The 21,631-nt window shown below is 73.8% G+C and carries 22 protein-coding genes and 1 pseudogene; 8 read left to right on the forward strand and 15 right to left on the reverse strand.

Annotation, left to right across the window (positions count from 1 at the left end; genetic code table 11):
* The first annotated feature begins 8 nt into the window (after positions 1-8).
* A complete protein-coding gene (locus tag ACIGYR_RS04310) occupies positions 9-698 on the forward strand; it encodes a TetR/AcrR family transcriptional regulator (protein ID WP_399602841.1) in 690 nt (229 codons plus the stop codon).
* Positions 699-746: 48 nt separating this feature from the next.
* Here ACIGYR_RS04310 and ACIGYR_RS04315 read toward each other — a convergent pair whose 3' ends face one another.
* Together ACIGYR_RS04315 and ACIGYR_RS04320 are read right to left on the reverse strand one after the other, a co-directional pair.
* Entirely contained in the window at positions 747-1,895 is a 1,149-nt protein-coding gene (locus ACIGYR_RS04315; protein WP_399602844.1) for an FAD-dependent oxidoreductase, read from the reverse strand.
* Positions 1,892-2,572 (reverse strand): TetR/AcrR family transcriptional regulator, encoded by a 681-nt coding sequence (locus ACIGYR_RS04320; protein WP_399602847.1) that lies wholly within the window; start codon positions 2,570-2,572, stop codon positions 1,892-1,894. Before ACIGYR_RS04320 ends, ACIGYR_RS04315 begins: the two co-directional genes overlap by 4 nt.
* A 151-nt stretch (positions 2,573-2,723) precedes the next feature.
* Here ACIGYR_RS04320 and ACIGYR_RS04325 point away from each other — a divergent pair, with 151 nt between their 5' ends.
* Positions 2,724-3,725, forward strand: a complete 1,002-nt coding sequence (locus ACIGYR_RS04325) for a LacI family DNA-binding transcriptional regulator (RefSeq protein WP_399602850.1) — start codon at positions 2,724-2,726, stop codon at positions 3,723-3,725.
* A gap of 30 nt (positions 3,726-3,755) precedes the next feature.
* Here the strand turns inward: ACIGYR_RS04325 and trxA are convergent, their stop codons facing one another.
* On the reverse strand, positions 3,756-4,133 hold the full coding sequence (trxA, locus tag ACIGYR_RS04330) for a thioredoxin (RefSeq protein WP_399602853.1): 378 nt from the start codon (positions 4,131-4,133) through the stop codon (positions 3,756-3,758).
* Between the two features lie 140 nt (positions 4,134-4,273).
* Here trxA and ACIGYR_RS04335 point away from each other — a divergent pair, with 140 nt between their 5' ends.
* Positions 4,274-5,704 (forward strand): dihydrolipoyl dehydrogenase family protein, encoded by a 1,431-nt coding sequence (locus tag ACIGYR_RS04335; RefSeq protein WP_399602856.1) that lies wholly within the window; start codon positions 4,274-4,276, stop codon positions 5,702-5,704.
* An 8-nt stretch (positions 5,705-5,712) separates the two neighbouring features.
* Here ACIGYR_RS04335 and ACIGYR_RS04340 read toward each other — a convergent pair whose 3' ends face one another.
* From ACIGYR_RS04340 to ACIGYR_RS04360, 5 genes and pseudogenes are all read right to left on the reverse strand, one after another.
* A complete protein-coding gene (locus ACIGYR_RS04340) occupies positions 5,713-6,357 on the reverse strand; it encodes a peptide deformylase (RefSeq protein WP_399602859.1) in 645 nt (214 codons plus the stop codon).
* Positions 6,358-6,680: 323 nt separating this feature from the next.
* Positions 6,681-7,043: a tetratricopeptide repeat protein gene (locus ACIGYR_RS04345; RefSeq protein WP_399602861.1), complete on the reverse strand. Its 363-nt coding sequence runs from the start codon at positions 7,041-7,043 to the stop codon at positions 6,681-6,683.
* A 65-nt stretch (positions 7,044-7,108) separates the two neighbouring features.
* Positions 7,109-7,342, reverse strand: a pseudogene (locus ACIGYR_RS04350) (MarR family transcriptional regulator); the annotation flags it as partial.
* A gap of 61 nt (positions 7,343-7,403) precedes the next feature.
* Positions 7,404-8,210, reverse strand: a complete 807-nt coding sequence (locus ACIGYR_RS04355; RefSeq protein ID WP_399602864.1) for a cytochrome c oxidase assembly protein — start codon at positions 8,208-8,210, stop codon at positions 7,404-7,406.
* 11 nt (positions 8,211-8,221) lie between these two features.
* Positions 8,222-8,782 (reverse strand): DUF2243 domain-containing protein, encoded by a 561-nt coding sequence (locus tag ACIGYR_RS04360; RefSeq protein WP_399602867.1) that lies wholly within the window; start codon positions 8,780-8,782, stop codon positions 8,222-8,224.
* Positions 8,783-9,058: 276 nt separating this feature from the next.
* On the opposite strand from ACIGYR_RS04360, the gene ACIGYR_RS04365 reads away from it, so the two are divergent.
* The gene (locus ACIGYR_RS04365) at positions 9,059-9,754 is read left to right on the forward strand and encodes a chaplin family protein (protein ID WP_399602869.1); all 696 of its coding nucleotides are present in this window, start codon (positions 9,059-9,061) and stop codon (positions 9,752-9,754) included.
* 121 nt (positions 9,755-9,875) lie between these two features.
* Here ACIGYR_RS04365 and ACIGYR_RS04370 read toward each other — a convergent pair whose 3' ends face one another.
* The 4 genes from ACIGYR_RS04370 to ACIGYR_RS04385 all read right to left on the reverse strand — a co-directional run bounded on the left by ACIGYR_RS04370 (position 9,876) and on the right by ACIGYR_RS04385 (position 13,471).
* Positions 9,876-11,210: a hypothetical protein gene (locus ACIGYR_RS04370; RefSeq protein WP_399602872.1), complete on the reverse strand. Its 1,335-nt coding sequence runs from the start codon at positions 11,208-11,210 to the stop codon at positions 9,876-9,878.
* A gap of 172 nt (positions 11,211-11,382) precedes the next feature.
* Positions 11,383-12,135: a class I SAM-dependent methyltransferase gene (locus tag ACIGYR_RS04375; RefSeq protein ID WP_399602874.1), complete on the reverse strand. Its 753-nt coding sequence runs from the start codon at positions 12,133-12,135 to the stop codon at positions 11,383-11,385.
* Positions 12,132-12,761 (reverse strand): DUF2064 domain-containing protein, encoded by a 630-nt coding sequence (locus ACIGYR_RS04380; RefSeq protein WP_399602877.1) that lies wholly within the window; start codon positions 12,759-12,761, stop codon positions 12,132-12,134. Before ACIGYR_RS04380 ends, ACIGYR_RS04375 begins: the two co-directional genes overlap by 4 nt.
* Complete coding sequence (locus tag ACIGYR_RS04385) at positions 12,758-13,471, reverse strand: glycosyltransferase family 2 protein (protein ID WP_399602880.1); 714 nt, start codon at positions 13,469-13,471, stop codon at positions 12,758-12,760. The genes ACIGYR_RS04380 and ACIGYR_RS04385 overlap by 4 nt, the downstream gene beginning before the upstream one ends.
* A 115-nt stretch (positions 13,472-13,586) precedes the next feature.
* Between ACIGYR_RS04385 and ACIGYR_RS04390 the strand changes: the two genes are divergently transcribed.
* Both ACIGYR_RS04390 and ACIGYR_RS04395 read left to right on the forward strand, forming a co-directional pair.
* On the forward strand, positions 13,587-14,378 hold the full coding sequence (locus ACIGYR_RS04390; protein ID WP_399602883.1) for a response regulator transcription factor: 792 nt from the start codon (positions 13,587-13,589) through the stop codon (positions 14,376-14,378).
* On the forward strand, positions 14,371-15,480 hold the full coding sequence (locus ACIGYR_RS04395) for a sensor histidine kinase (protein WP_399602886.1): 1,110 nt from the start codon (positions 14,371-14,373) through the stop codon (positions 15,478-15,480). Before ACIGYR_RS04390 ends, ACIGYR_RS04395 begins: the two co-directional genes overlap by 8 nt.
* 5 nt (positions 15,481-15,485) lie before the next feature.
* Here ACIGYR_RS04395 and ACIGYR_RS04400 read toward each other — a convergent pair whose 3' ends face one another.
* The 3 genes from ACIGYR_RS04400 to ACIGYR_RS04410 all read right to left on the reverse strand — a co-directional run bounded on the left by ACIGYR_RS04400 (position 15,486) and on the right by ACIGYR_RS04410 (position 18,893).
* Positions 15,486-16,475, reverse strand: coding sequence for an NAD-dependent epimerase/dehydratase family protein (locus tag ACIGYR_RS04400; RefSeq protein ID WP_399602889.1), 990 nt, complete (start codon positions 16,473-16,475; stop codon positions 15,486-15,488).
* A gap of 126 nt (positions 16,476-16,601) precedes the next feature.
* On the reverse strand, positions 16,602-17,519 hold the full coding sequence (locus tag ACIGYR_RS04405; protein ID WP_399602891.1) for an RNA polymerase sigma-70 factor: 918 nt from the start codon (positions 17,517-17,519) through the stop codon (positions 16,602-16,604).
* Between the two features lie 159 nt (positions 17,520-17,678).
* Positions 17,679-18,893, reverse strand: coding sequence for a cytochrome P450 (locus ACIGYR_RS04410; protein WP_399602894.1), 1,215 nt, complete (start codon positions 18,891-18,893; stop codon positions 17,679-17,681).
* Between the two features lie 615 nt (positions 18,894-19,508).
* Between ACIGYR_RS04410 and ACIGYR_RS04415 the strand changes: the two genes are divergently transcribed.
* Together ACIGYR_RS04415 and ACIGYR_RS04420 are read left to right on the forward strand one after the other, a co-directional pair.
* Complete coding sequence (locus tag ACIGYR_RS04415; RefSeq protein WP_399602897.1) at positions 19,509-19,937, forward strand: hypothetical protein; 429 nt, start codon at positions 19,509-19,511, stop codon at positions 19,935-19,937.
* A gap of 382 nt (positions 19,938-20,319) precedes the next feature.
* A complete protein-coding gene (locus ACIGYR_RS04420) occupies positions 20,320-21,627 on the forward strand; it encodes a phosphatase PAP2 family protein (RefSeq protein WP_399602901.1) in 1,308 nt (435 codons plus the stop codon).
* Positions 21,628-21,631 lie beyond the last annotated feature (4 nt).

Raw genomic sequence — 21,631 nt, forward strand, 5'->3', positions numbered from 1 at the left:
TCTTCCCGATGCTTTACGCTGTCTTCATGTCCAGCGCTCTGCCGCCCTTCCCCAAGCCCCAAGAGCCCCTCGATGTTCCCCGGTTGCTGGAGGTCGGTACGGCCGGTTCGGCCTCCGACGAGCCGTGCCTGCGTGCCGACGCGGCCCGCAACCGGGCCCGGCTGCTGGAGGCCGCGGCCCGGCTGATCGCGGAGCACGGAGTCGCCGGGGTCACGATGGAAGCGGTGGCGGCGGCGGCCGAGGTGGGCAAGGGCACCGTCTTCCGCCGCTTCGGCGACCGCACGGGGCTGCTGATGGCCCTGCTCGACCACTCGGCCAGGCAGTTGCAGAGCGACTTCCTGAGCGGACCCCCGCCGCTCGGCCCCGGTGCGCCGCCCCTGGTGCGGCTGCGGGCGTTCGGTGTGGCGGTGCTGTACCGCTCGGCCGAGCAGCTGGATCTGCAACTCGCCGCCCAGCCGGAGCCGACCCGCCGGTTCTCCCACCCCGCGGTCGGGTCGCTGCGCACGCACGTCACGATGCTGCTCCGGCAGATCGTGCCCGGCGCCGACTGCGATCTGCTGGCCCAGACCCTGCTGGCCTCGCTGGATCCGGCGCTGATCCATCACCTGACCCGGCAGTGCGGGATGCCGATGGAGCGACTGGAGGCCGGCTGGCTCGACCTGGTCGCCCGGGTGACCGGTACGGAGCCGCCGCGATAGCCGGACCCGCCCGCACCGGCTCCGTCGCCCGGTCCGCCCGGTGCCCGGTCAGTCGCCCCGGCCGGTGAACATCTCCACCAGCCCCAGCGGGGCGTCCGCGCGGAACAGCAGGTCCTGGCCCCGGGCGGAGTCCGCTGCGGACGCCTCCGCGCGCGGGAACATCCTGGCCTCGTAGGCGGCCAGCGCCGCCTCCGTGTCCCCGGGGTGCCCGGCCAGCGCGAGGCCCAGTTCGGCGCCGTCCAGCAGGGCCAGATTGGCGCCCTCGCCCGCGAACGGGGACATCAGGTGGGCGGCGTCACCGAGCAGGGTCACCCCGGGCACCCGGTCCCAGCGGTGGCCCACCGGCAGCGCGTGGATCCGGCGGGGCACCAGCGCCCCGTCCGCGTCCGCGACCAGCGCCCGCAGCCGCTCGTCCCAGCCGTCGAACTCCTTCAGCACGGCCGCCCCGGCCGCCTCGGTGTCGGTGAAGTCGATACCGTCCAGCCAGTCCTCCGGCGCCGCCACGGCGGTGTACACGTGCAGGCTGCCGTCGGTCTCGCGGTGCGCGAGGAAACCGCGGCCCGGGCCGAGCGCGAAGAGCATGCCGGAGCCGACCACCTCCGCGCTCACCGGGTGCCGGACGTCCGCGGCGGTCAGGTCCGCCTCCACGAACGACATGCCCGTGTACGCGGGCCGGGCGGCGGACACCAGCGGGCGCACCCGCGACCAGGCGCCGTCCGCGCCGACCAGTACGTCGGTGGTGAACCCGGTGCCGTCCGCGAGGGTCACCCGGTGCCGGCCGCCGTCCAGCGGGCGGGCGTCCGTGATCCTGGCACCCCACCGGACGGTGCCCGCGGGCAGCGACCCGAGCAGCAGCCGCCGCAGCTCTCCCCGGTCTATCTCGGGGCGGTCGCCGCCGCCGTCGTCGGACCGCGCGAACCGGACGGTGCCCTCCCGGTCGAGGACGCGCACCGCCTGTCCGCCGGCGTGGACGCGGGCCAGGAACTCCTCGTGCAGCCGGGCGGCCCGTAGCGCCTCCTGGCCGGAGTCGCCGTGGATGTCCAGCATGCCGCCCTGCGCCCGGGTGTCGGGTGACGCCTCCCGTTCGAACAGCGCGGCCTCGATGCCGTGCACGTGCAGCACCCGGGCGAGGGTGAGCCCGCCGAGGCCCGCGCCGACGATGGCGACGGGGTGGTGGGGGAGGGAAGCGGGGATCACGGGGCCTCCTGGCCTTCGGTGGGTACGGCGGTCCGCTCGATGCCGTCGATCAGCGTCCGGAAGGCCCAGGACAGGCGGGCCTCAGGGGTGCCGGACAACAGCGCGCCGACGTTGGCGGCGATGTGCGGATGAGTGGTGGCGGGCGCCTCGCGCAACGCCCGGGTCACCGCCTGCCAGTCACCCGGGGACTCCTCCCCGGCGTGCTCGGCGGCGGTCGCGGTGGCGTGCTGGAGCAGCAGGTCCACGCCCCATGCCGCCTGGGCGCGCGGCACCCCGCCCGCGGCGAGCAGCTCCAGCAGGGTCTCGATCAGGCGCAGGTAGTGCGGGCCGCTCGGCCGGGCGGTCAGCGCCGAGCGGGCCAGGGAGGGGTGCTCCAGGAGCATCGCGGTGTAGTCGGTGAGCACCCGCTCCAACCGCTCCCGCCAGCCGCCCCCGGCCGGGGCGGGACCGACCGTGCCGAGCAGCTCGTCCAGGACGGCCGCGTGCAGTTCGTCGGTGTTGCGGACGTACACGTACAGCGAGGCCGGGCCGGTGTCGAGTTCCTGCGCGAGCCGTCGCATCGTCACCTTGCGGAGCCCCTCCGCGCGCAGGATCGTGACGGCGGCGGCGATGATGCCCTCCCGGGTGAGGGCGGGCTTGGCGGGGCGCTCCCGGCGGGAGCGGGGGGCAGCGGTCATGCCTCCACCGTAACGAACATGTTCGTTGCGAACAAGTTCGACACGAACGGGTTCGTTCGTGGCTGGGGCAAGTACGCCGATTTCGTCGAACGATGAACCACGACGCCCCGCCCGCTACCGGCCCCCGGTCCTCTGCCAAGATGCGGTCGTCATGGTGCAGATACCGAACACGCCCACGAGTGCCGATGTGGCCCGCCTGGCCGGCGTCTCGCGCGCGACCGTCTCCTACGTCCTCAACAACACCAGCGCGGTACGGATCAGCGAAGCGACCCGGCAGCGCGTGCACGAGGCCGCCCGCGAACTGGGCTACGTCCCGCACGCCGCCGCCCGCAGTCTGCGCGCCGGACACAGCCGCATGGTCCTGATGCCCGCCCCGGCCATCCCGGTGGGCCACCTCTACGGCAGGTTCCTCAGCGAACTGCAGTGGGCGCTCGGCCGTCTCGACTACACCGTCGTCCAGTACGGCAGCGTGGGCCTGCACGGTGACGAGGCCGCCCGCGCCTGGGCCGAGCTGAGGCCGGTCGCCGTCCTGGTACCCGGTGCCGGCCTCGGCCCGCGGGGCGTCGCCGTCCTCAAGCGCTCCGGCGCCCGGGCCGTGGTCACCGTCGGCCCCGGCCGGGTCGAGGGCGCGCACGCCCTGCTGATGGACCACGACGCCGTCGGCCAGTCGGCGGCCGCCCACCTGTACGCCCGGGGCCGCCGCCGCATCGGTGTCGTCCTGCCCGGGGAGCCGGGGCTCGAGGAGTACGCACTGCCCCGGCTCGCCGGGGTGCGCGAGGCGCTGCGCGGCACGGACGCCACCGTGACGGAGCTGCCGCTCGCCTACACCGAGGAAGCCGCCGCGGAACTCGCCGCCCGCTGGCCCGCTTCGGGTCTGGACGCGGTGTTCGCCTACAACGACGAGTACGCGATGCTGCTGATGCGCGCCCTTCAGGACCAGGGCCTGCGCATCCCCGAGGACGTCGCCGTGATCGGCGCCGACGATCTGATGCTCGGCCGGCTGCTGCGCCCCCGGCTCAGCACGGTCCACATCGAACTGCCCGCGGGCCGCGACCTCGCCGAACTGGTCGACCGTGCGGTGCGCGACCCCGGCGGCGAGCCCGAGGTGCACGCCGTGCTCGGGGCCTCGGTGGTGCCGCGCGAGTCCAGCTGAGCCGGTCCCGCGCCCGCCGTCTCCCGCGCGTTACTGCTGGGTCTGGCCCTCCTGGGCGGCGATGCTCTTGCGCACCTCGTCCATGTCGAGCTCGCGGGCCTGCCGGATGAGGTCGTCGAGGACCGGCGCGGGCAGGGCGCCCGGCTGGCTGAAGACCGCGACCTGGTCGCGGACGATCATCAGCGTCGGGATCGACGAGATACCGAAGGCCGAGGCCAGCTCCGGCTGCGCCTCGGTGTCCACCTTGCCGAACACCAGGTCCGGGTTCTCCTCGGCGGCCTTCTCGTACACGGGGGCGAACTGCCGGCACGGTCCGCACCAGGACGCCCAGAAGTCGATGAGAACGAACTCGTTCTCGGAGACCAGCTGGTCGAAGTTCTCCTTGGTCAACTCCACGGTGCTGCTCATGGCGTGTTTCCCTCTTCCTGGTGTGGGGTGTGCCGACGGCGCAAACACGGCTGCCGGTCCGGCTATTCCACCCGTGCACGCCTGTGTCCCGCGTGCGTACCCATGTGGCCATGGAGCACACCACCCACCAGACTGACCCCATGACGGAAACGGAATCCAACGCGTACGACGTCGTGGTGATCGGGGGCGGCCCGGTGGGGGAGAACGTCGCCGACCGCACCCGCGCGGCCGGCCTCACCACCGCGGTCGTGGAGAGCGAGCTGCTCGGCGGCGAGTGCTCGTACTGGGCCTGCATGCCCAGCAAGGCCCTGCTCAGGCCGGTCATCGCGCAGGCCGACGCCCGCCGCCTGCCCGGCGTCGCCCACGCGGTCCAGGGCCCGCTCGACACCGCGGCCGTCCTGGCCCGCCGGGACGACTTCACCTCGCACTGGCAGGACGGCGGCCAGGTCGCCTGGCTGGAGGGCACCGGCGCCGACCTGTACCGCGGCCACGGCCGCCTCTCCGGCCCCCGCGCCGTCACCGTGACCGCCCCCGACGGCACGGTCACCACCCTCACCGCGCGGCACGCCGTCGCCGTCTCCACCGGCACCCGTGCCCAGCTGCCCGAGATGCCCGGCCTCGCCGACGTCAAGCCCTGGACCAGCCGCGAGGCGACCAGCGCCAAGGCGGCCCCCGGCCGGCTGATCGTCGTCGGCGGCGGTGTCGTCGCCACCGAGATGGCCACCGCCTGGCAGGCCCTCGGCTCGCGGGTCACCCTGCTGGTCCGCGGCAAGGGCCTGCTGAACCGTATGGAGCCGTTCGCCGGGGAACTGGTCGCCGAGGCCCTCACCGAGGCGGGCGTCGAGGTCCGCACCGGCACCTCCGTGGAGTCCGTCACCCGCGAGAACGGCACGGTCGTGGCCGTCACTTCCGCCGGTGACCGGATCGAGGCCGACGAGATCCTCTTCGCCACGGGTCGTGTCCCGCACACCGACGACCTGGGCCTGGAGACCGTCGGCCTGGAACCCGGTTCCTGGCTGGACGTCGACGACAGCCTGCGGGTCACCGGCACCGACTGGCTGTACGCGGTCGGCGACGTCAACCACCGGGCCCTCCTCACCCACCAGGGCAAGTACCAGGCCCGTGTCGCCGGTGCCGCCATCGCCGCCCGCGCCGCCGGCAGCCCCCTGATGGACGAGCCCTGGGGCGCCCATGCCGCCACCGCCGACCACGACGCCGTACCCCAGGTCGTCTTCACCGACCCGGAGGCCGCCGCGGTCGGTCTCTCCCTGGCCGAGGCGGAGCAGGCCGGCCACCGTGTGCGCGCCGTGGACGTCGAGTTCTCCTCCGTCGCCGGGGCCGGCCTGTACGGCGACGGCCACAAGGGCCGCGCCCGCATGGTCGTGGACCTGGAGGACGAGATCCTGCGCGGGGTCACCTTCGTCGGCCCCGGCGTCGGGGAACTCATCCACTCGGCGACCATCGCGGTCGCGGGCCGCGTCCCCGTCAGCCGGCTGTGGCACGCCGTCCCGTCGTACCCGACGCTGAGCGAGGTGTGGCTGCGGCTGCTGGAGGCTTACCGGGACAACTGAGCGACAGGCTAAGGCAGTTCGAAGCCGAGGGCCTCGGCCGCCGCCTCCGGTGCCGGCTGGGCCCACAAGGCCGTCACCGCCTCGTTGGTCGACAGGGAGCGCGGCTCCGCACGGTCCAGGTACAGCGTGCCGTCGAGGTGGTCCGTCTCGTGCTGGACGATCCGGGCGGGCCAGCCGGTGAACACCTCGTCCAGCGCGCGGCCCCGCTCGTCCTCGCCGCGCAGCCGCACCTCGGCGTGCCGGGCCACCACCGCCTGCCAGCCCGGCACGCTCAGGCAGCCCTCGAAGAACGCGGCCCGGGCGGTCCCCACCGGCTCGTACACCGGGTTGACCAGCACCCGGAACGGCTGCGGGACCCGGCCCCGGACCACCGCCACCTCCTGCGGCACCGGCGCCGGGTCCTCGATGACCGCGATCCTGAGTGACACCCCGACCTGCGGCGCGGCCAGGCCCACGCCGGGGGCCGCGCGCATGGTGACGCGCAGGGCCTCGACGAACCGGGCCAGCAGCGCGGGGCCGAGCTGACCGTCGTACGGCTCGGTGCCGCGTCGCAGCACCGGCCGGCCGGCCGCGACGATGGGCAAGGGGCCGCCGGCGGCGAGGAGTTCCTCGACCCGCTCGGCGAGCGGTGTGTCATCACGGGGAGGTGCCATCGCGTCAGCATGCCACGCCCACCCGCCACCCCCTGCGAGATCCCGCACGCGGCGACGCCTCTGTGATCCGCAAGACAGATGCCCGCGGCCCGGCCGCCGAGCGCGGGGCGCCTGGCCTTCGGCCACACGTACGGTGCCGCCCGCGGCCCCGGGCACGTCGCGGCCCCGGGCACGCTACGGCCCCGGATTCGTCGCGGCCCTGGGCACGCTACGGCCCCGGATTCGCCATGGCCCTGGGCACGCTACGCCCCCGGATTCGCCGCGGTCCCGGGCATGCCACGGGCCCGGCCCCCTGACGGGGCACCGGGCCCGGGACGTACGACTCACTCCTCGGGGAAGTCACCGGCGAGCGCCGAGGCGATCCGCAGGTGCCGCTCCGCCTCCTCGTGCCGGGCCTGCCGCTGGAGTGTGCGGCCCAGCATGAGCCGGGCGTAGTGCTCCACCGGGTCCCGCTGCACGATGGTCCGCAGCTCCGCCTCGGCGCGGCGCAGCTGGGCCGAGTGGTAGTAGGCGCGCGCCAGCAGCAGCCGGGGTCCGGTCTGCTCCGGCACCTCCTCGACCAGCCCGGCCAGCACCCGTGCCGCACCCGCGTAGTCCTTCGCGTCGAAGAACAGCCGCGCGCGCTCCCAGCGCTCGGCGGCGGTGCCGTGGTCGTAGTACGTCGTGGTCTCCGCTTGCGTCTCCACCTGTGACCTCCTTCGACGGGCACAACGGAACGCGATTGTTTAATATTCCACTACTGGGCCGGCGGTCATGACGGCTCCGTTCCGGGACCGGGGGTGCCGAACGGGTCGAGCGGTGCGCCGAGCAGGGCCGTCAGATTCTGGGTGAACTCCTGGGCGCGCGGACTGTCGGGCCCGCCGAGAGGAGTCAGTAGCTGGCGCAGCATCCCCTGGACGACGACGATCGCCTTCCGGGTGGTCTCACGGCCCTGCTCGGTGAGGGCGAGCTGCACCGCGCGGGAGTCGGCCGGGTGGCTCCCTCGGAGAGCCTGCTCATGGCGGGTGCGGTACGTGGCTGTCGTATCCATGGCTCCTATCCGGTGGTCACCGGCCCGGCTGCGCCGCGGGTGCCGGCATCGCGCGGCGTGCGGGACGCCAGGTGGCGACGAGCGCTGCCGCCAGGAGGAGTTCGGCGATGTCGCCGCCGTAGTACATGATCTCCGCGCCGCCCTGCACCTCGGCGACGGGAGCGTGGACGTCCACCCAGAATCCGCCGTACATCAGCTGCGCGGTGACCGCGTGCACCGCGATGGCGCACCCCAGACAGGCCAGCCTGGCTCGCACTCCGGGCCGGCCCGGGGCGGGGTCGGGGCCGGCGACGGAGTGCGTGAACAGGCATCCCGACAGCAGGAAGTGCACGTGCAGCAGCCAGTGTCCGGCCGGACGGTCCACGGCGGTGCCGTAGAGCGGGGTGAAGTACAGGACCGGCAGGCTGCCGGCGGACAGCAGCAGGGCGATGGCCGGGTGCGCGAGCAGGCGGGCCGGGCCGCTGTGCAGCACGGCGGTGAGCCGCCGGGCGCGGCGGACGGGAAGGGCGCGTAGCAGGAGGGTGACCGGGGCGCCGAGCACGAGGGCGAGCGGGGCGTACATCCCGATGAGCATGTGCTGGGCCATGTGACCGCGGAAGTCGCGGTGCGCGAAGGGCGCGACCGGGGGCAGCAGCGCCGCCGCCAGCAGGGCGATCCCCGCGCAGAAACCGACGGTCCGCCAGGGCTGCCAGGCCCGCACCGGATTGCGGCGGCGCGCCCGGTGCACCAGCAGCAGGTAGCCGCCCGCGCACACCAGCAGCACCAGGGCGGGCAGCACGACCTCCGCCGCACCGCCGCTCTCGTGGTGAGGGTGGTGCGGCATGTGGTGGCCCATCAGGCGCCGCGTCCGTCTCGTCCGGCGCCGGGGGCCGCCGGGTCGAGGAAGCGGCCGCCGCGCCGCAGGAGCCCGCCGCCGGCCAGCAACAGCGCGCCGAGGACGAGGAAGCCGAGGTCCCACCAGAGCTGGTACGGCCCGCCGTGGACGTGGTGGATGCCCAGGATGTGATGGTCCAGCACGCCCTCCACGAGGTTGAACAGGCCCCAGCCGGCCAGGATCCATCCCCACAGCACCCGTGAGGCCCACACCCGTCGCCGGCCCGTGGTCACCCGGGCGTAGAGAACGGCGAGTCCGGTGAGGACGGCGAGCCAGCAGACGGTGTGGAAGACGCCGTCCCACACGGTGTTCATGCGCAGCCCGGAGACGGTGTGCGGGTCGTAGTACTTCACCCCGATGCGGTCGTGATCGGTGCTGGTGAGCATGTGGTGCCACTGCAGGAGCTGGTGCAGGAGGATGCCGTCGACGAACCCGCCGAGTCCCACGCCCAGGAGGATCCCGGGCAGTTGCAGACTGGCGGGCGCGGCGTCGGCCCCGGTGTCTCGTACGGTGGTTGCCATCGCTCCTCGTCTCGGTCGGTTCCGTATCGATCGGTTCCGGCGGCATCGCCCTACAGAGAGCTACCAGTTACCCGGCTCCGCCGCTGCGGCACGCTCGGCCATCTGCGCGGACCGGATCGGCGCCATACGGCGCACGAAAGCACCCTTCTTGGCTGGCAAAAGATTGAAAAGCCATAACTTGTTTGGTTTCACATGCGTTTCACCGGGCGCGGGTGAGTGCCCGCGACCGTGTCTGGAAGGGCAGGGAACCCCATGAAACGGGCTACCCGAAACAGTGTGTTCGCCATCGCCGCCGCCTCCGGGGCGATGGCAGTCGCGGGGCCGGTGTACGCCGACTCCGCCGCGAGCGGTTCCGCGGCCGGCTCGCCCGGGCTGATCTCCGGCAACGGCATCCAGTTGCCGGTGCACGTGCCGGTGAGCGCATGCGGGAACACCGCGAACGTGGCCGGGCTGCTCAATCCGGCCGTGGGCAACCGCTGCGCCAACGTGAGCGACACCGCCGCCGGGCAGGAAGCGTCCACGGCGCCGGGCGGGGCGACGGCGGAGGGCAGCGCGCAGGACTCGCCGGGCGTCGTCTCCGGCAACGGGATCCAGCTTCCGGTCGATCTGCCCGTGAACGTCAGCGGCAACAGCGTGAACGTCGTGGGCGTGGGCAACCCCGTCATCGACAACGAGTCCGTGAACACCTCGGACCACCCCGCCGAGCCCGGCCGGACCACGCCCCCGGTGAAGCAACCCCCCGTGTCGGAACCGCCCACGCGGGTCACGCCACCGGTCCGTCACCGCCCGCCCGCGGTCCGGCCCACGCCGAAACCGTCACCCGTCGTCGTACGGCAGCGCGCGACCGGGACACTCGCCCACACCGGCCCGGACAACGCCTGGCCAGCGGCGCTCGCGAGCCTGGCGTCGCTGATGGGTGGAACGGTGCTGTACCGCCGCTTCCGCGCCCGGCCGGCCGGCCGGGACCGCTGATCCGGAACGGCGCACGGCGGCCCGGCCGGCCGGGTCTCGACGAGAGACCACCGGCCGGGCCCCGCGGGACGGCGCGGCCCACCGGCGGGGCCCCGCGGGGCGGGCCGGCCGGGAGCGCGGCTCACCACCCGGTGAACAGCAGATGGTTCAGTGCCAGGGCCAGCGTCGCCTGGGCGACGAGCCAGGCTCGCGGTCGTGGCAGGAGCGCGCACGCCGGGAGCAGCCACATCGCGAACGGCAGCCAGATGCGCTCCGTCTCCGCCTTGCTCATCCCCGACAGGTCGGCGGCCAGCAGGGCGATCAGCGCCGCCGTCACGAGGAGGGCTAGCCGGGCGTCGGCCGGGGGGGATGTGCGGCGGCGGCCGAGCACCGCGCCCGCCCGCCGCAGCCCCGCCGCCGTGGCCACGCCGGTGATCAGTACCGTGCAGGCCAGGTTGGCCCACACCCAGTAGCCGTAGGGGCGGATGCCGCCGACGCCCTGGTAGTAGCGCGTGACCAGCAGCCGGTACGCCTCCCACCAGTCGAACCCGGTGAGCGTGAACGCCACCGGGACGACCGCCGCACCGGCCAGGAACAGGACCGGCAGCAGCGGTCGCTCGCGGACCCGGCGCCGCCCGATCACCAGCACCGCCGCACCGATCAGCGCGAAGAGCGTGAGGCCGTACGAGAGGTAGCAGGTCAGGCCGAACAGCAGCCCGCTGCCCGCGGCCCAGGCCACGGAGCGCCCGGTGACCGCGAGAGCCAGCAGCGCCACGGACCAGGCGGCGACCGCGGCGAAATACCCGTCGGCCGAGGCGCCCACCCACACGGCGGCCGGGGCCAGCACCAGGAACGGCGCCGCCCGCCGGGCCAGACCCTCGTCGGCCAGTGCCCGCACCCCCACCAGCACCGCCACGCAGGCGGTCGCCCCGATGGTGACGCACCAGGCACCGGCCCAGCCGCCGCCGCGCAGACCGATGCGGTCCAGGAGCACGAAGGTGACGGTGGCCGCCGGCGGGTGCCCGGCGATGTGGGCGGGCCAGGGGGCGGGGGTGCCGCTCACGATGTGGTGGGTGAAGTCGCGCAGCGCGGCCGGGATGTCGTGGAAGCGGCCGATGACGGAGAGGTACTCGTTGCGGGTGGTGAGCCGGCCGGCCACGCCCCGCTGCCAGCCGTCGGCCAGCGCCAGGGACCACGTCCAGGCCAGTGCCGTCGCCCAGGCGGCGAGCAGCAGGCGCCGCCACGGCAGCCGGGCGGCGACGGACGGCCCGTAGGCCACCGCGGCGACCGCCACCAGCACGGCGGCCGGTGTGCCCGGCCCCAGGTGCGGGTCCCAGTCGGCGAACAGCGGTGGCCAGTGGACGAACAGGGTGCGATAGGTGTCCTGGATGTGCCGGCCGACGAGCACGGCGGTGAGGACGAGGAGGGCGGCCGCCGAGGCGGCACTGAGATCGGCATATCGACTACGGCGGGTCACACCGGAACGCTAGGTCGGCGACCGGGCGAAAGGACGGATCAGCGGCCTCACGTCAGACTTTCGTCATGCGTCGCCCACCCTCTCCCGGCACGCTCGCGCCTTGCGCGCCTGCTCCGGGCTGCCGGCGCGCTCGTCCAGGGGTTTCCTCGGGCAGCGGGATGGTGGGCCGGTGCTACCGGTCCGCCACCGGTCTGCCCGCGGCCGACGTCCTCGCCCGCTGGCTGCTGATCACCGCGCTGCCCGTCGGCGGTTCGGTGCCGTGGCCGGCGCCGCGGCTGCGCAGGGCGACGAAACGGCGCCCGTCGGCCGTCCACTGACCGGCCCGGTACCAGCCCCGGGCGTACCGCAGCAGGGCCGGGGTGCCCAGGCGCGCCCACGGGAAGGCGCCGCCGCTGTCCGTCCGCCCGTCGGCGCTGTCGACGACCTGCACCTCGGACCACTCGTCGACGTCCACCGCGGCCGTCTCGGCGATCAACAGGCCGCCCGGGCACAGGAGCCGGGCCACCCGGTCCAGCAGGGCGCGCGGGTCGCCGCCGATGCCGACGTTGCCGTCCATGAGCAGGACGGTGCCCCAGCGCCCCTCGCCGGGCAGCGGCTCGAACACCGAGCGCCGCAGGGCCTGGCCACCGAGCCGTCCGGTGTGGTCGACGGCCGCCTCGCTGACGTCGATCCCGAGGACCGGCCGGCCCCGGGCGGCGAGTTCCGCCACCAGCCGGCCCGGCCCGCAGCCGACGTCGAGCACGGCGCCCTCGCACCGGTCCAGCACCGCCTGGTCGACCGGGTCCGCCCGCGCGCACCACCGCTCGACCTCCAGGGGCAGCAGCCATCCGTCGCTGCGGCGCAGGAACAGCGGGCCCCGCCCGGTGCGCAGCGCGGTGGCGTACGGGTCGGCCGTGGCCCAGGCGACGGCCGGCGACACGCTCATCGCCCGGTCCCGTTCCCGCTGTGCGCGATGCACTCGGCCAGCCGGGCGGCGAACCGGCCGTGCGGCGCCAGAGCCGCGACCGCCGCCGCGTCGGCCGCGGTGTCCACGTCCCGCAGCCGGGGCAGGTCGCGCACCCGCAGCCCCGCGGCCACCAGCCGCCGCCGCTGGACGGCGCCCGTCCGGGGGGTGGACATGGGCACGCCCCGCAGCAGCGCCGGGTCGGGCCGGGCCAGCCCCAGCGCCCAGAAGCCGCCGTCCTCCGCCTGGCCGAGACAGGCGTCGTACCCGGTGAGATCCACCGTCAGCAGCTCCGGGGTCACCTGCGGGGTGTCCATGCCGATGAGCAGGGCGGGCCCGTCGCACCGCGCGAACGCGTCGGCCAGCCGCAGATCCAGACCGCCCGCACACTGCGGTACGACCTCGAAGCCGGGCGGCAGCCAGGGGCCGGGGGTGCCGTCGAGCACCAGGACGCGCCGGGTGGCGGGGGCGGCGGCCACGGCGTGCAGGGTGTCGGCGAGCGCCGCCTCGGCGAGCGCGGCTGCCTCGGCGGGGGTGAACGGCGGGGTGAGCCGTGTCTTGACCCGCCCCGGCAGCGGTTCCTTGGCGATGACGAGCAGCGTGGTCACCGTACGGCCCTCCCGTCGGCCGGGGGCTCGGCCAGGACGTGGCTCATGTCCCGCACCGCCTGCCAGGTGCCGCGCCAGGTGCCCGTCACCTTGGAGGCGCCGGTACGCGGCAGATACGGCACGTCGTGCTCGGTGATCCGCCAGCCGGCGTCGGCCGCGCGCACCACCATCTGGAGCGGGTAGCCGCTGCGCCGGTCGCTGAGACCGAGCGCGAGCAGCGGCTCCCGGCGGGCGGCGCGCAGCGGGCCGAGGTCGTGCAGGCGCAGTCCGGTACGGCGGCGCAGCAGCCGCGCGAGCGCGAAGTTGCCGGCCCGGGCGTGCGCGGGCCAGGCCCCGAGGCCGCGGGCCCGCCGCCGTCCCAGCACCAAGTCGGCCTGGCCGTCGAGGACTTCCCGGACGAAGGGGACGAGGAGCGCGGGGTCGAGCGAGGCGTCACAGTCGCAGAAGCAGACGACGTCGGCGGTGGCGGCGGTCAGCCCGGCGTGGCAGGCGGCACCGAAACCGCGGTGCGGCTCGTGGACGACGGTCGCGCCCAGGGACCGGGCGATGTCGGCCGAGCCGTCCGTGGAGCCGTTGTCGACCACGAGAGCGCGCCAGCCCGCCGGGATCCGGTCGAGTACCCAGGGCAGGGCCTCGGCCTCGTCGAGGCAGGGCAGCACCACATCCACGCTCGTCGGTGATGATGGTGTCGAGGGGATCACGGCGTTCACCCTACGAACGACAAGCGGGCATATCGGGCTCCCGCTCCTTACGAAACGCGGACGTCGGTGCCGGGGCCCGGTCCAGGGTGCGACACCCGCGGCGGCCCGGTGCGAGGCTGGAACCATGCAGCAGCCGCACGTGCCCACGCCGGGCAGAGCCATGGACGCAACCGTGCCCGCCACCGCGGAACCCGGTGAGCCGCCCGCCCCCGCGGGCGCCCGGGTCCTGGTCGTCGACGACGACGTCACGGTCGCCGAGGTCGTCGCCGGGTATCTCGGCCGCGCCGGCTATGTCGTCGACCGGGCCGACGACGGCCCCACCGCCCTGGCCCGCGCCGCCGCCCACTGGCCGGACCTGGTGGTGCTCGACCTGATGCTGCCCGGCATGGACGGCCTGGAGGTGTGCCGTCGGCTGCGCGCCCGGGCCCCCGTCCCCGTGGTCATGCTCACCGCCCGCGGTGACGAGGACGACCGCATCCTGGGCCTGGAGGTCGGTGCCGACGACTACGTGACCAAGCCGTTCAGCCCCCGCGAACTGATCCTGCGGGTGCGGTCGGTGCTCCGCCGCACGCTCCCTGCCGTGGACACCCGCCGGCTGGCCGCGGCCGGACTCACCGTCGACCCCGCCGCCCGCCGTGCCACCCGGAACGGCGCCGAACTCGCCCTGACCCTGCGCGAGTTCGACCTCCTCGCCTTCTTCCTGCGGCACCCGGGGCGGGCGTACAGCCGGGAGGACCTGATGCGCGAGGTGTGGGGCTGGGACTTCGGCGACCTCTCCACCGTCACGGTCCACGTCCGCCGGCTGCGCGGCAAGGTCGAGGACGACCCGGCCCGGCCGCGCCTGATCCAGACGGTGTGGGGCGTCGGCTACCGCTTCGACCCGAGCGGCCGGGAAGAGACGGACCGACATGCGTGACACCCTGCTCATCGCCCTCTACGCCTTCGCCGGGGCCGCCGTCACCGGCCTGGCGGGAGCCACCGCGCTGCGACTGCTGCGGCGCCGCTCGCTCACCGTGTCCCTCGCCGTGGTCGCGGCCGTCGGTGTCTGCGGTGTGCTCGCGGGCACCCTCGCCGTCGCCTGGGCGATGTTCCTGTCCCCGCACGACCTGACAGTGGTGACGACGGTCGTCGCGATGGCGGCCGTGGTCTCGCTGGTGACCGCGTCGGTACTGGGCCGCTGGGTCGTCGCGCGCAGCCGCGACCTCGCCATGGCCGCGCGCTCGTTCGGCGAGGGCGGCGACTTCGCCGCACCCGAGGCCCCGGCCACCGCCGAACTGGCCGCGGTGAGCCGCGAGTTGGCCGCCACCAGCGCCAGGCTCGCCGAATCCCGGGAGCGGGAACGCATGCTGGAGACCTCGCGCCGGGAACTCGTCGCCTGGATCTCCCACGACCTGCGCACCCCGCTCGCCGGTCTGCGCGCGATGTCCGAAGCCCTGGAGGACGGCGTCGCCGGCGACCCCGCCCGCTATCTGAAACAGATCCGCACCGAGGTGGAACGCCTCAACGACATGGTCGGGGACCTCTTCGAACTCTCCCGCATCCACGCCGGCACGCTCCCCCTGGCGCCGTCCCGGATCTCCCTGTACGACCTCGTCGGCGACGCCCTCGCCGGAGCCGGCCCGCTCGCCCACGCCCACGGCGTGCGGCTGGTCGGCGACGGGGTGGCGCCGGTACCGGTCGAGGTCGACGCCAAGGAGATGAGCCGCGTCCTGGGCAACCTGCTGGTCAACGCGATCCGCCGGACACCCGCCGACGGGACGGTCGCCGTCGCCGCCGAGTGCTCGCCCGACGGTGTCGTCCTCTCCGTGACGGACGGCTGCGGCGGCATCCCGGAGGAGGATCTGCCCCGCGTCTTCGACACCGGCTGGCGCGGCACCGACGCCCGGACTCCGCCGGCCGGCGCGGGCCTGGGCCTCGCCATCGTGCGCGGGATCGTCGAGGCCCACCAGGGCCGGGCGAGCGTACGCAACATCCCCGGCGGCTGCCGCTTCGAGGTCACGCTGCCCGCGGCACCGTAGACCGGTCAGCGGCAGGCCGCGAACTCCCGCATCCCCTCGGCGAACCCGACCTCCGGCTTCCAGCCCAGCTCCGCCCGCAGCCGCGAGGAGTCGGCCGTGATGTGCCGTACGTCCCCCAGCCGGTACTCCGCGGTGACGACGGGTGCGGGCCCGCCGTGGGCGCCGGCCAGCGCGTGCGCCATCTCCCCGACCGTGTGCGGCTCGCCGCTGCCGGTGTTGTACGTGGTGAGCGCACCCGGCTCGGACCGCGCCTGAAGCGCCACGACGTTGGCCGCGGCCACGTCCCGCACATGCACGAAGTCCCGGCGCTGCCGCCCGTCCTCGAACACGCGGGGCGCCTCACCCCGGGCGAGCGCGGACCGGAAGAAGGAGGCGACGCCGGCGTAGGGGGTGTCGCGGGGCATCCGGGGTCCGTACACGTTGTGGTAGCGCAGCGAGACGGCGGAGCCGCCCGTCGAGCGGGCCCAGGCGGCGGCCAGGTGCTCCTGTGCGAGCTTGGTCGTGGCGTACACGTTGCGCGGATCGGCCGGCGCGTCCTCGCCGACCAGCCCGGGCGTGAGTTCGGCGCCGCACGCGGGGCACCTCGGCTCGAACCGCCCCGCCTCCAGATCGGCGACCGCCCGCGGCCCCGGCCGCACGACCCCGTCGCGCGGACACGTGTACCGGCCCTCCCCGTACACGACCATCGACCCGGCCAGCACGAGGTTCCGTACGCCCGCCTCGGCCATGCCGGCGAGCAGTACGGCCGTCCCCAGGTCATTGCGGGAGACGTACTCCGCCGCGTCCCCGAAGCCCACGCCGAGCCCGACCATCGCGGCCTGATGGCAGACGGCGTCCACGCCGGCCACGGCCCGCGCGACGGCGGCCGGATCGCGTACGTCGGCGGCCGGATCGGCACGCACGTCGAACACGATCGCCTCGTGCCCGCGCGCCGTCAGCGCCTCGACGACATGAGAGCCGATGAACCCGGCACCGCCGGTGACCAGTACACGCATGCGCCCACGCTAGGGCCGCCTCGACGGTGGGCCGGCAGGGCGCGCCCGGACGTCACGACTCCGTAAGACCCGGCCGCCGTGCCGTGTCCCGGGCCGGCGGGGACGGCATCGCGGGTGGCGGTGAACTCAGCGGCGCAGGGCGGTCACGCGCTCCATGCGCGACAGCTTCTCGGGGTTGCGGACGGCGTAGAGGCCGCTGATCCGGCCGTCGGCGATGTGGACCGCCAGGACGGTGTCGACCTTGCCGTCGAGCCGGAGGACCAGCGCCGGGTAGCCGTTGACCTGGGCCGGCCGCAGTGCCGCCGCGCCGAACCTGCTCAGCCCGGCGGCCAGCGGGGCCACGCGCCCGGCCCCCGTGATGGGCTCCGGCGCGGCCTGGGCGACCCCGCCGCCGTCGCCCAGGAAGACCACGTCGGGCGCGAGGATGTCGAGCAGACCCCGCAGGTCGCCCGTCTCGACCGCCTCGTGGAACGCCCCCAGCACGGCGCGGGTCTCGGCGGCGGAGACGGCGCCGCGCGGCCGGCGCGCGGCGACGTGGGCGCGGGCCCGGTGGGTGATCTGGCGGACCGCGGCACGGCTCTTGCCGACGGCTTCCGCGATCTCCGCGTACTCGAGGCCGAACACCTCGCGCAGCACGAACACCGCCCGCTCGGTGGGCGTGAGCGTCTCCAGCACCAGCAGCATCGCCATCGAGACGCTGTCGGCCAGCTCGATGTCCTCGGCCACGTCGGGCGCGGTCAGCAGCGGCTCCGGCAGCCAGGGGCCGACGTAGGACTCCCTGCGCCGAGCGAGCGTACGCAGCCGGGTCAGCGCCTGGCGCGTGGTGACACGGACCAGGTACGCCCGCTGGTTGCGCACGGTCTCCTGGTCGACGTCCGCCCACCGCAGCCAGGTCTCCTGCAGGACGTCCTCGGCGTCGGCGGCCGAACCGAGCATCTCGTAGGCCACGGTGAACAGCAGGTTGCGATGGGCGACGAACGCCTCGGTGGCCGCGTCCGCGAGGCTCCCGGGAGGTTCGGCCACGTTCGTCCCGCACTCGCTCATATCCGGCTCCCGCCTGTTCGTCATCGACCCTGCCACACCCACGGGATGCCGGTCCCCGTGGCGGTGTGACATCCGTGGGCGGTGGCGTACGTCACATGCCGGTGCGGCGGTGGGAACGGGAACCTGCACGTCCCGTCCGGCACATGGGTGCCCCTGGAGTCACCAGAGGACCGGCAGGCGAAGGGGGAAGCGGCGGATGGTTCCGGTGTCCCACTCGATGTCCTCGGGGGCGACGGCGAGGCGCAGGTCGGGGAAGCGGGTCAGCAAGCCGGTGACCGCGCTGTCCAGCTCCGCCCGCGCGAGCGGTGCGGCGAGGCAGTGGTGGCCGCCCCAGCCGAACGTCATGTGCGGGTGCACCGGCCGTTCCAGGTCGAGCGTGTGCGGGTCGGGGAAGACGTCCGGGTCCCGGTTGGCCGCCAGGTAGGACACGTGCACGTAGTCGCCGGCGCTGATGGCGGTGCCCTCGATCTCCGTGTCCTCCAGCGCGATCCGCGGGATGCCCACCCCTTTGCGGAAGGGGATGAAGCGCAGCAGCTCCTCCAGCGCGCCGGGGAGCCGGCCGGGCTCGCGCGCGAGCGCGGCGCACTCCTCGGGCCGGGTGAGCAGCAGATAGGCGATGTTGCTGATCTGGCAGGTCGCCGTGTCGTTGCCGCTGAGGATGAGCGTCACGGCGAGGACCGCCAACTCGTCGTCGCTCAGGGGAGCTTCGCCCGCCGGTACCGGCGCCGTGGCCATCGTGCTGAGGAGGTCCTCGCCCGGCGTGCTGCGCCGGTCCGGGACCAGCTTGGCGAAGTACGCCCGCAGGTCGGCCTTGGCGTCGGCAGCGTCCTGCCGGGCGTCCGGCGAGGTGGCCAGGAGCCGCATGGTGAGCGTGCGCAGATGGTCGCGGTCGGTCTCGGGGACGGCGAGCAGCTCGCAGATCGTCAGGTGGGGAAGGGGAACCGACAGATGGGTCACCAGATCCGCCGGCGGCCCCGCCTCGGCCATCGTCGTGAGCAGCCCGGCCACCACCTTGTCCACCGCCGGCCGCATACCTGCCACCCGCTCCCGGGTGAACGCCTGGGCCGCGACGTGCCGCAGCCGGGTGGCGTGCGGCGGGTCGGTCACGTTGATCGACTCCGGCGACACGATGGGCTCGGGCGTCATCCTCGGATAGTCGCGTCCGACGATCGCCGCCCGGCTGAACTTCGGGTCGCACGTCACCTGGCGCACCCCGGCGAAGCTGGTCACCAGCCACGCCTCGGCCTCGCCGTAGGGCAACCGGATCCGGCTGACCGGGCCGCGCTGCGCCAGCGACGCCAGTGACGGGTCGAACTCCAGCTCGTCGGCGAAGTCGAAGGGGCAGTGGGGCACTGCGGGGTCGTGGAACGACATACAGCCTCCTTTGTGCGCAGCGTCGGTGCGGCGGCCCGCATGGGCTGGTGTTGTCTCAAGCAGCCGTGGAAGTCGATGCCGACGGGGAGATGGCACACCGGACGACGTCGCCCAGACGCCGGTCACCTCGTTCAATATGCGGTACTCCGGCCGCTCCCGCAGAACAAACGCTCCGGGCCGCGAACCGGTTTCCTCCGCGGGAACCGGGGCCCGGGCCCTTCGTCAATCGTTCCGTGCGGCATCCGGCCCTTACGGCGTTCGGGTGAGCCGGGGCGGCCGTGGCGCGTTCCGGTCTCGCGGTCGGTCGGGACGGGCACGTCGGGCACGTCGGTCAGCACGGTCTCGTCGCCCGGGACGTCACGTCGGTCGGGACGGTCGGGACGTTCACGTCGGACAGGACGGTAATGCCCGCCGGACGACGTGCCGCCACAGCCCGGAGGTGTCCGGTGGAAACGGCGCCGGTCGGTACGGGAGAACACGCGCACCGGCTGGAACGCCGGCCTGGTCACTGACGTCTCACCTTGCGAATCGATCATCTGTTGCGGTCATCCGCCCGCTGGAGGGCTCTCCGGCATCGACCAAGGGTGACCGCGCAGGGGGGAAGGAACACACACGATGAAGTCAACCAGTACCCGACGCCGCCTTGCCGGAGTCGCGGCTGCCGCCCTGATGGCCGGCGCGGGCGTCCTGCTGGCCGCTCCCTTGGCAACGGCGAAGGCCAACGTGCTGACCATCGACAAGGTGGAACTCCACAAGCCGAACATCCAGGTGAAGGTCACGTACTCCTGTGACCCCGGCCTGGACCACGAGCTCGTGGCCAACGCCAGCAAGATCGGCACGGGTACTCATCAGGAGGACATCGCCGCCGGCACCATCAAAAGGGACAAGCTCGTCTGTGACAGCGGCAGCCACATCGCCCAGGTGACCATGCGCCCGGCCCAGGGCTCGTCCTTCGTCAAGGGAGACAAGACCAAGGTCACCGTCTTCTACTTCGACAACGACGGGTTCAGCTACGCCCACGAGGACGCCGTCGTCGTCCTGTAAGGGGGTGCGCGCCCCGGCGACGCGGCGTCGGGGCCGACCCACCATGCACCTGGCGAGCGAGGGCGGCCGCCGGCCGTCGGTCGCCCTGGCCGCGTCAGGACAGTGCATCGCCGGCCCGCGGACACGGCCGGGCCCGGCCGTGTCCGGTGCCGCCCGTGACCCGCGCAGCCACCGGCGCGGCGCCAATGGCAGGATCACACTCTCGACGAGTCCTCTCGTCGCGCGTCCCGCACCGCGGAGCATGGGCTCTCCGGTGCGGGACGGGCGACTTTCCCGATCAACAACTAACAAATCGGCCAAGAAGTTGAAATCCATAGTCTCGCTCGCGTTTTCGCGATTGCTCAGCAGGATCACGTTCGCCGCGTGGCGTCAACCGCGTGCGATGCTGTGGGCCACCGTGGGTGTGGCGACCCTCGGTTTCCTCATCACGCTGGAGATCGCCGCGCGCCGCTGCGCCGGCGTACCGGGGCCGATGACCAACCAGCTGGCAGAGGTGGTGCTCGCCCCCAAACCGGGGCCGCTGTACGCCGGCATGGCGTTGATGATGGTGGTGCTCACCTGGCGGCAACGGTTCATCGCGGCAGGTGTCGCGATCGGCATCGACATCGTCTTCGTGCTGGTGCGGTGGGCGGTCCACGCGAGGACGGCCGACGGTCATCTCTTCGGCAACGGCGCGTTGTGGGTGATGCTGGGATGTGCGGTCATCGCCGTCACGCGCCGCACCGGCCAGGAACGTGTCCTGCTGCTGAAGGGCGTCGGCCTGGGCCTGCTGCTGGTGGCCGGCCGCAAGACCGGCGACACCTGGCTGCTCATCACGTCGAAGACCCGCCCGACCGTGCTCGACCCGTACGTGGCGACCGCCGATCACGCGCTGGGCAACCCGTCATGGCTGGCAGGCCGGATCCTCAGGGCCACGGACCCGATCGGCCCCCATGTCCTTCACTTGGTCTACGCGCAGCTCGCGGTGGCCGCGGTCGTCGTCGCCCTGTACCAGCTGCGGAACGTGGCGGTCGAGCGCCGCTTCCCGAGCCACCACCTGGTGCGCACCTTTCTGGTGATCGGCCTCCTCGGGCCGGGCATCTACATGATCTTCCCGGTGGTCGGACCGGTCTTCGCCTACGGCCCGGGCGCCTCCGGCACCGGCGGAGTGCAGTGGGCAGTGGCCAACCTGTGGCCGAACACGCCACCGCCGGTCCACCTGCCGCACCCGGTGCCGTACGACGCGATCACCCCCCGCAACTGCATGCCCAGCCTGCACACGGCGTGGGCCACCGCGATCTTCGTTCACTCCCGCAAGGGACCACGGGTTCTGCGATACGCGGGCACGTTCTGGCTGATCGCCACGCTCGGCGCCACACTGGGCTTCGGCTACCACTACGGCGCGGATCTCGTCGCCGGCGTGGTGTTCGCGCTCACGATCGAGGCAGCGCTGCGCTCGCTGGACCGGGGCTGGGACCGGTCGGGGACCCAGCTGGTCGCTCACGGCGCAGCGGTCTTCACCGCGCTCCTGGTGTCCTACCGCTTCCTGCCGGTGGAAATGGCCGAGCATCCGTGGATATGCGGACCCCTTCTCCTTCTGGCGATGAGCTCAGTGGTCTACGGCTATGTCCGGACCACCAGGCTGTGGGATCCGAAGGCCGGACCAGGGCGCCAACCGGAACCGCAACCCGAACTGAGCCCTGCCGCGTGACGAG

The sequence above is a fragment of the Streptomyces sp. NPDC053076 genome (assembly GCF_044546845.1).
In the GTDB taxonomy this organism is placed as follows: domain Bacteria; phylum Actinomycetota; class Actinomycetes; order Streptomycetales; family Streptomycetaceae; genus Streptomyces.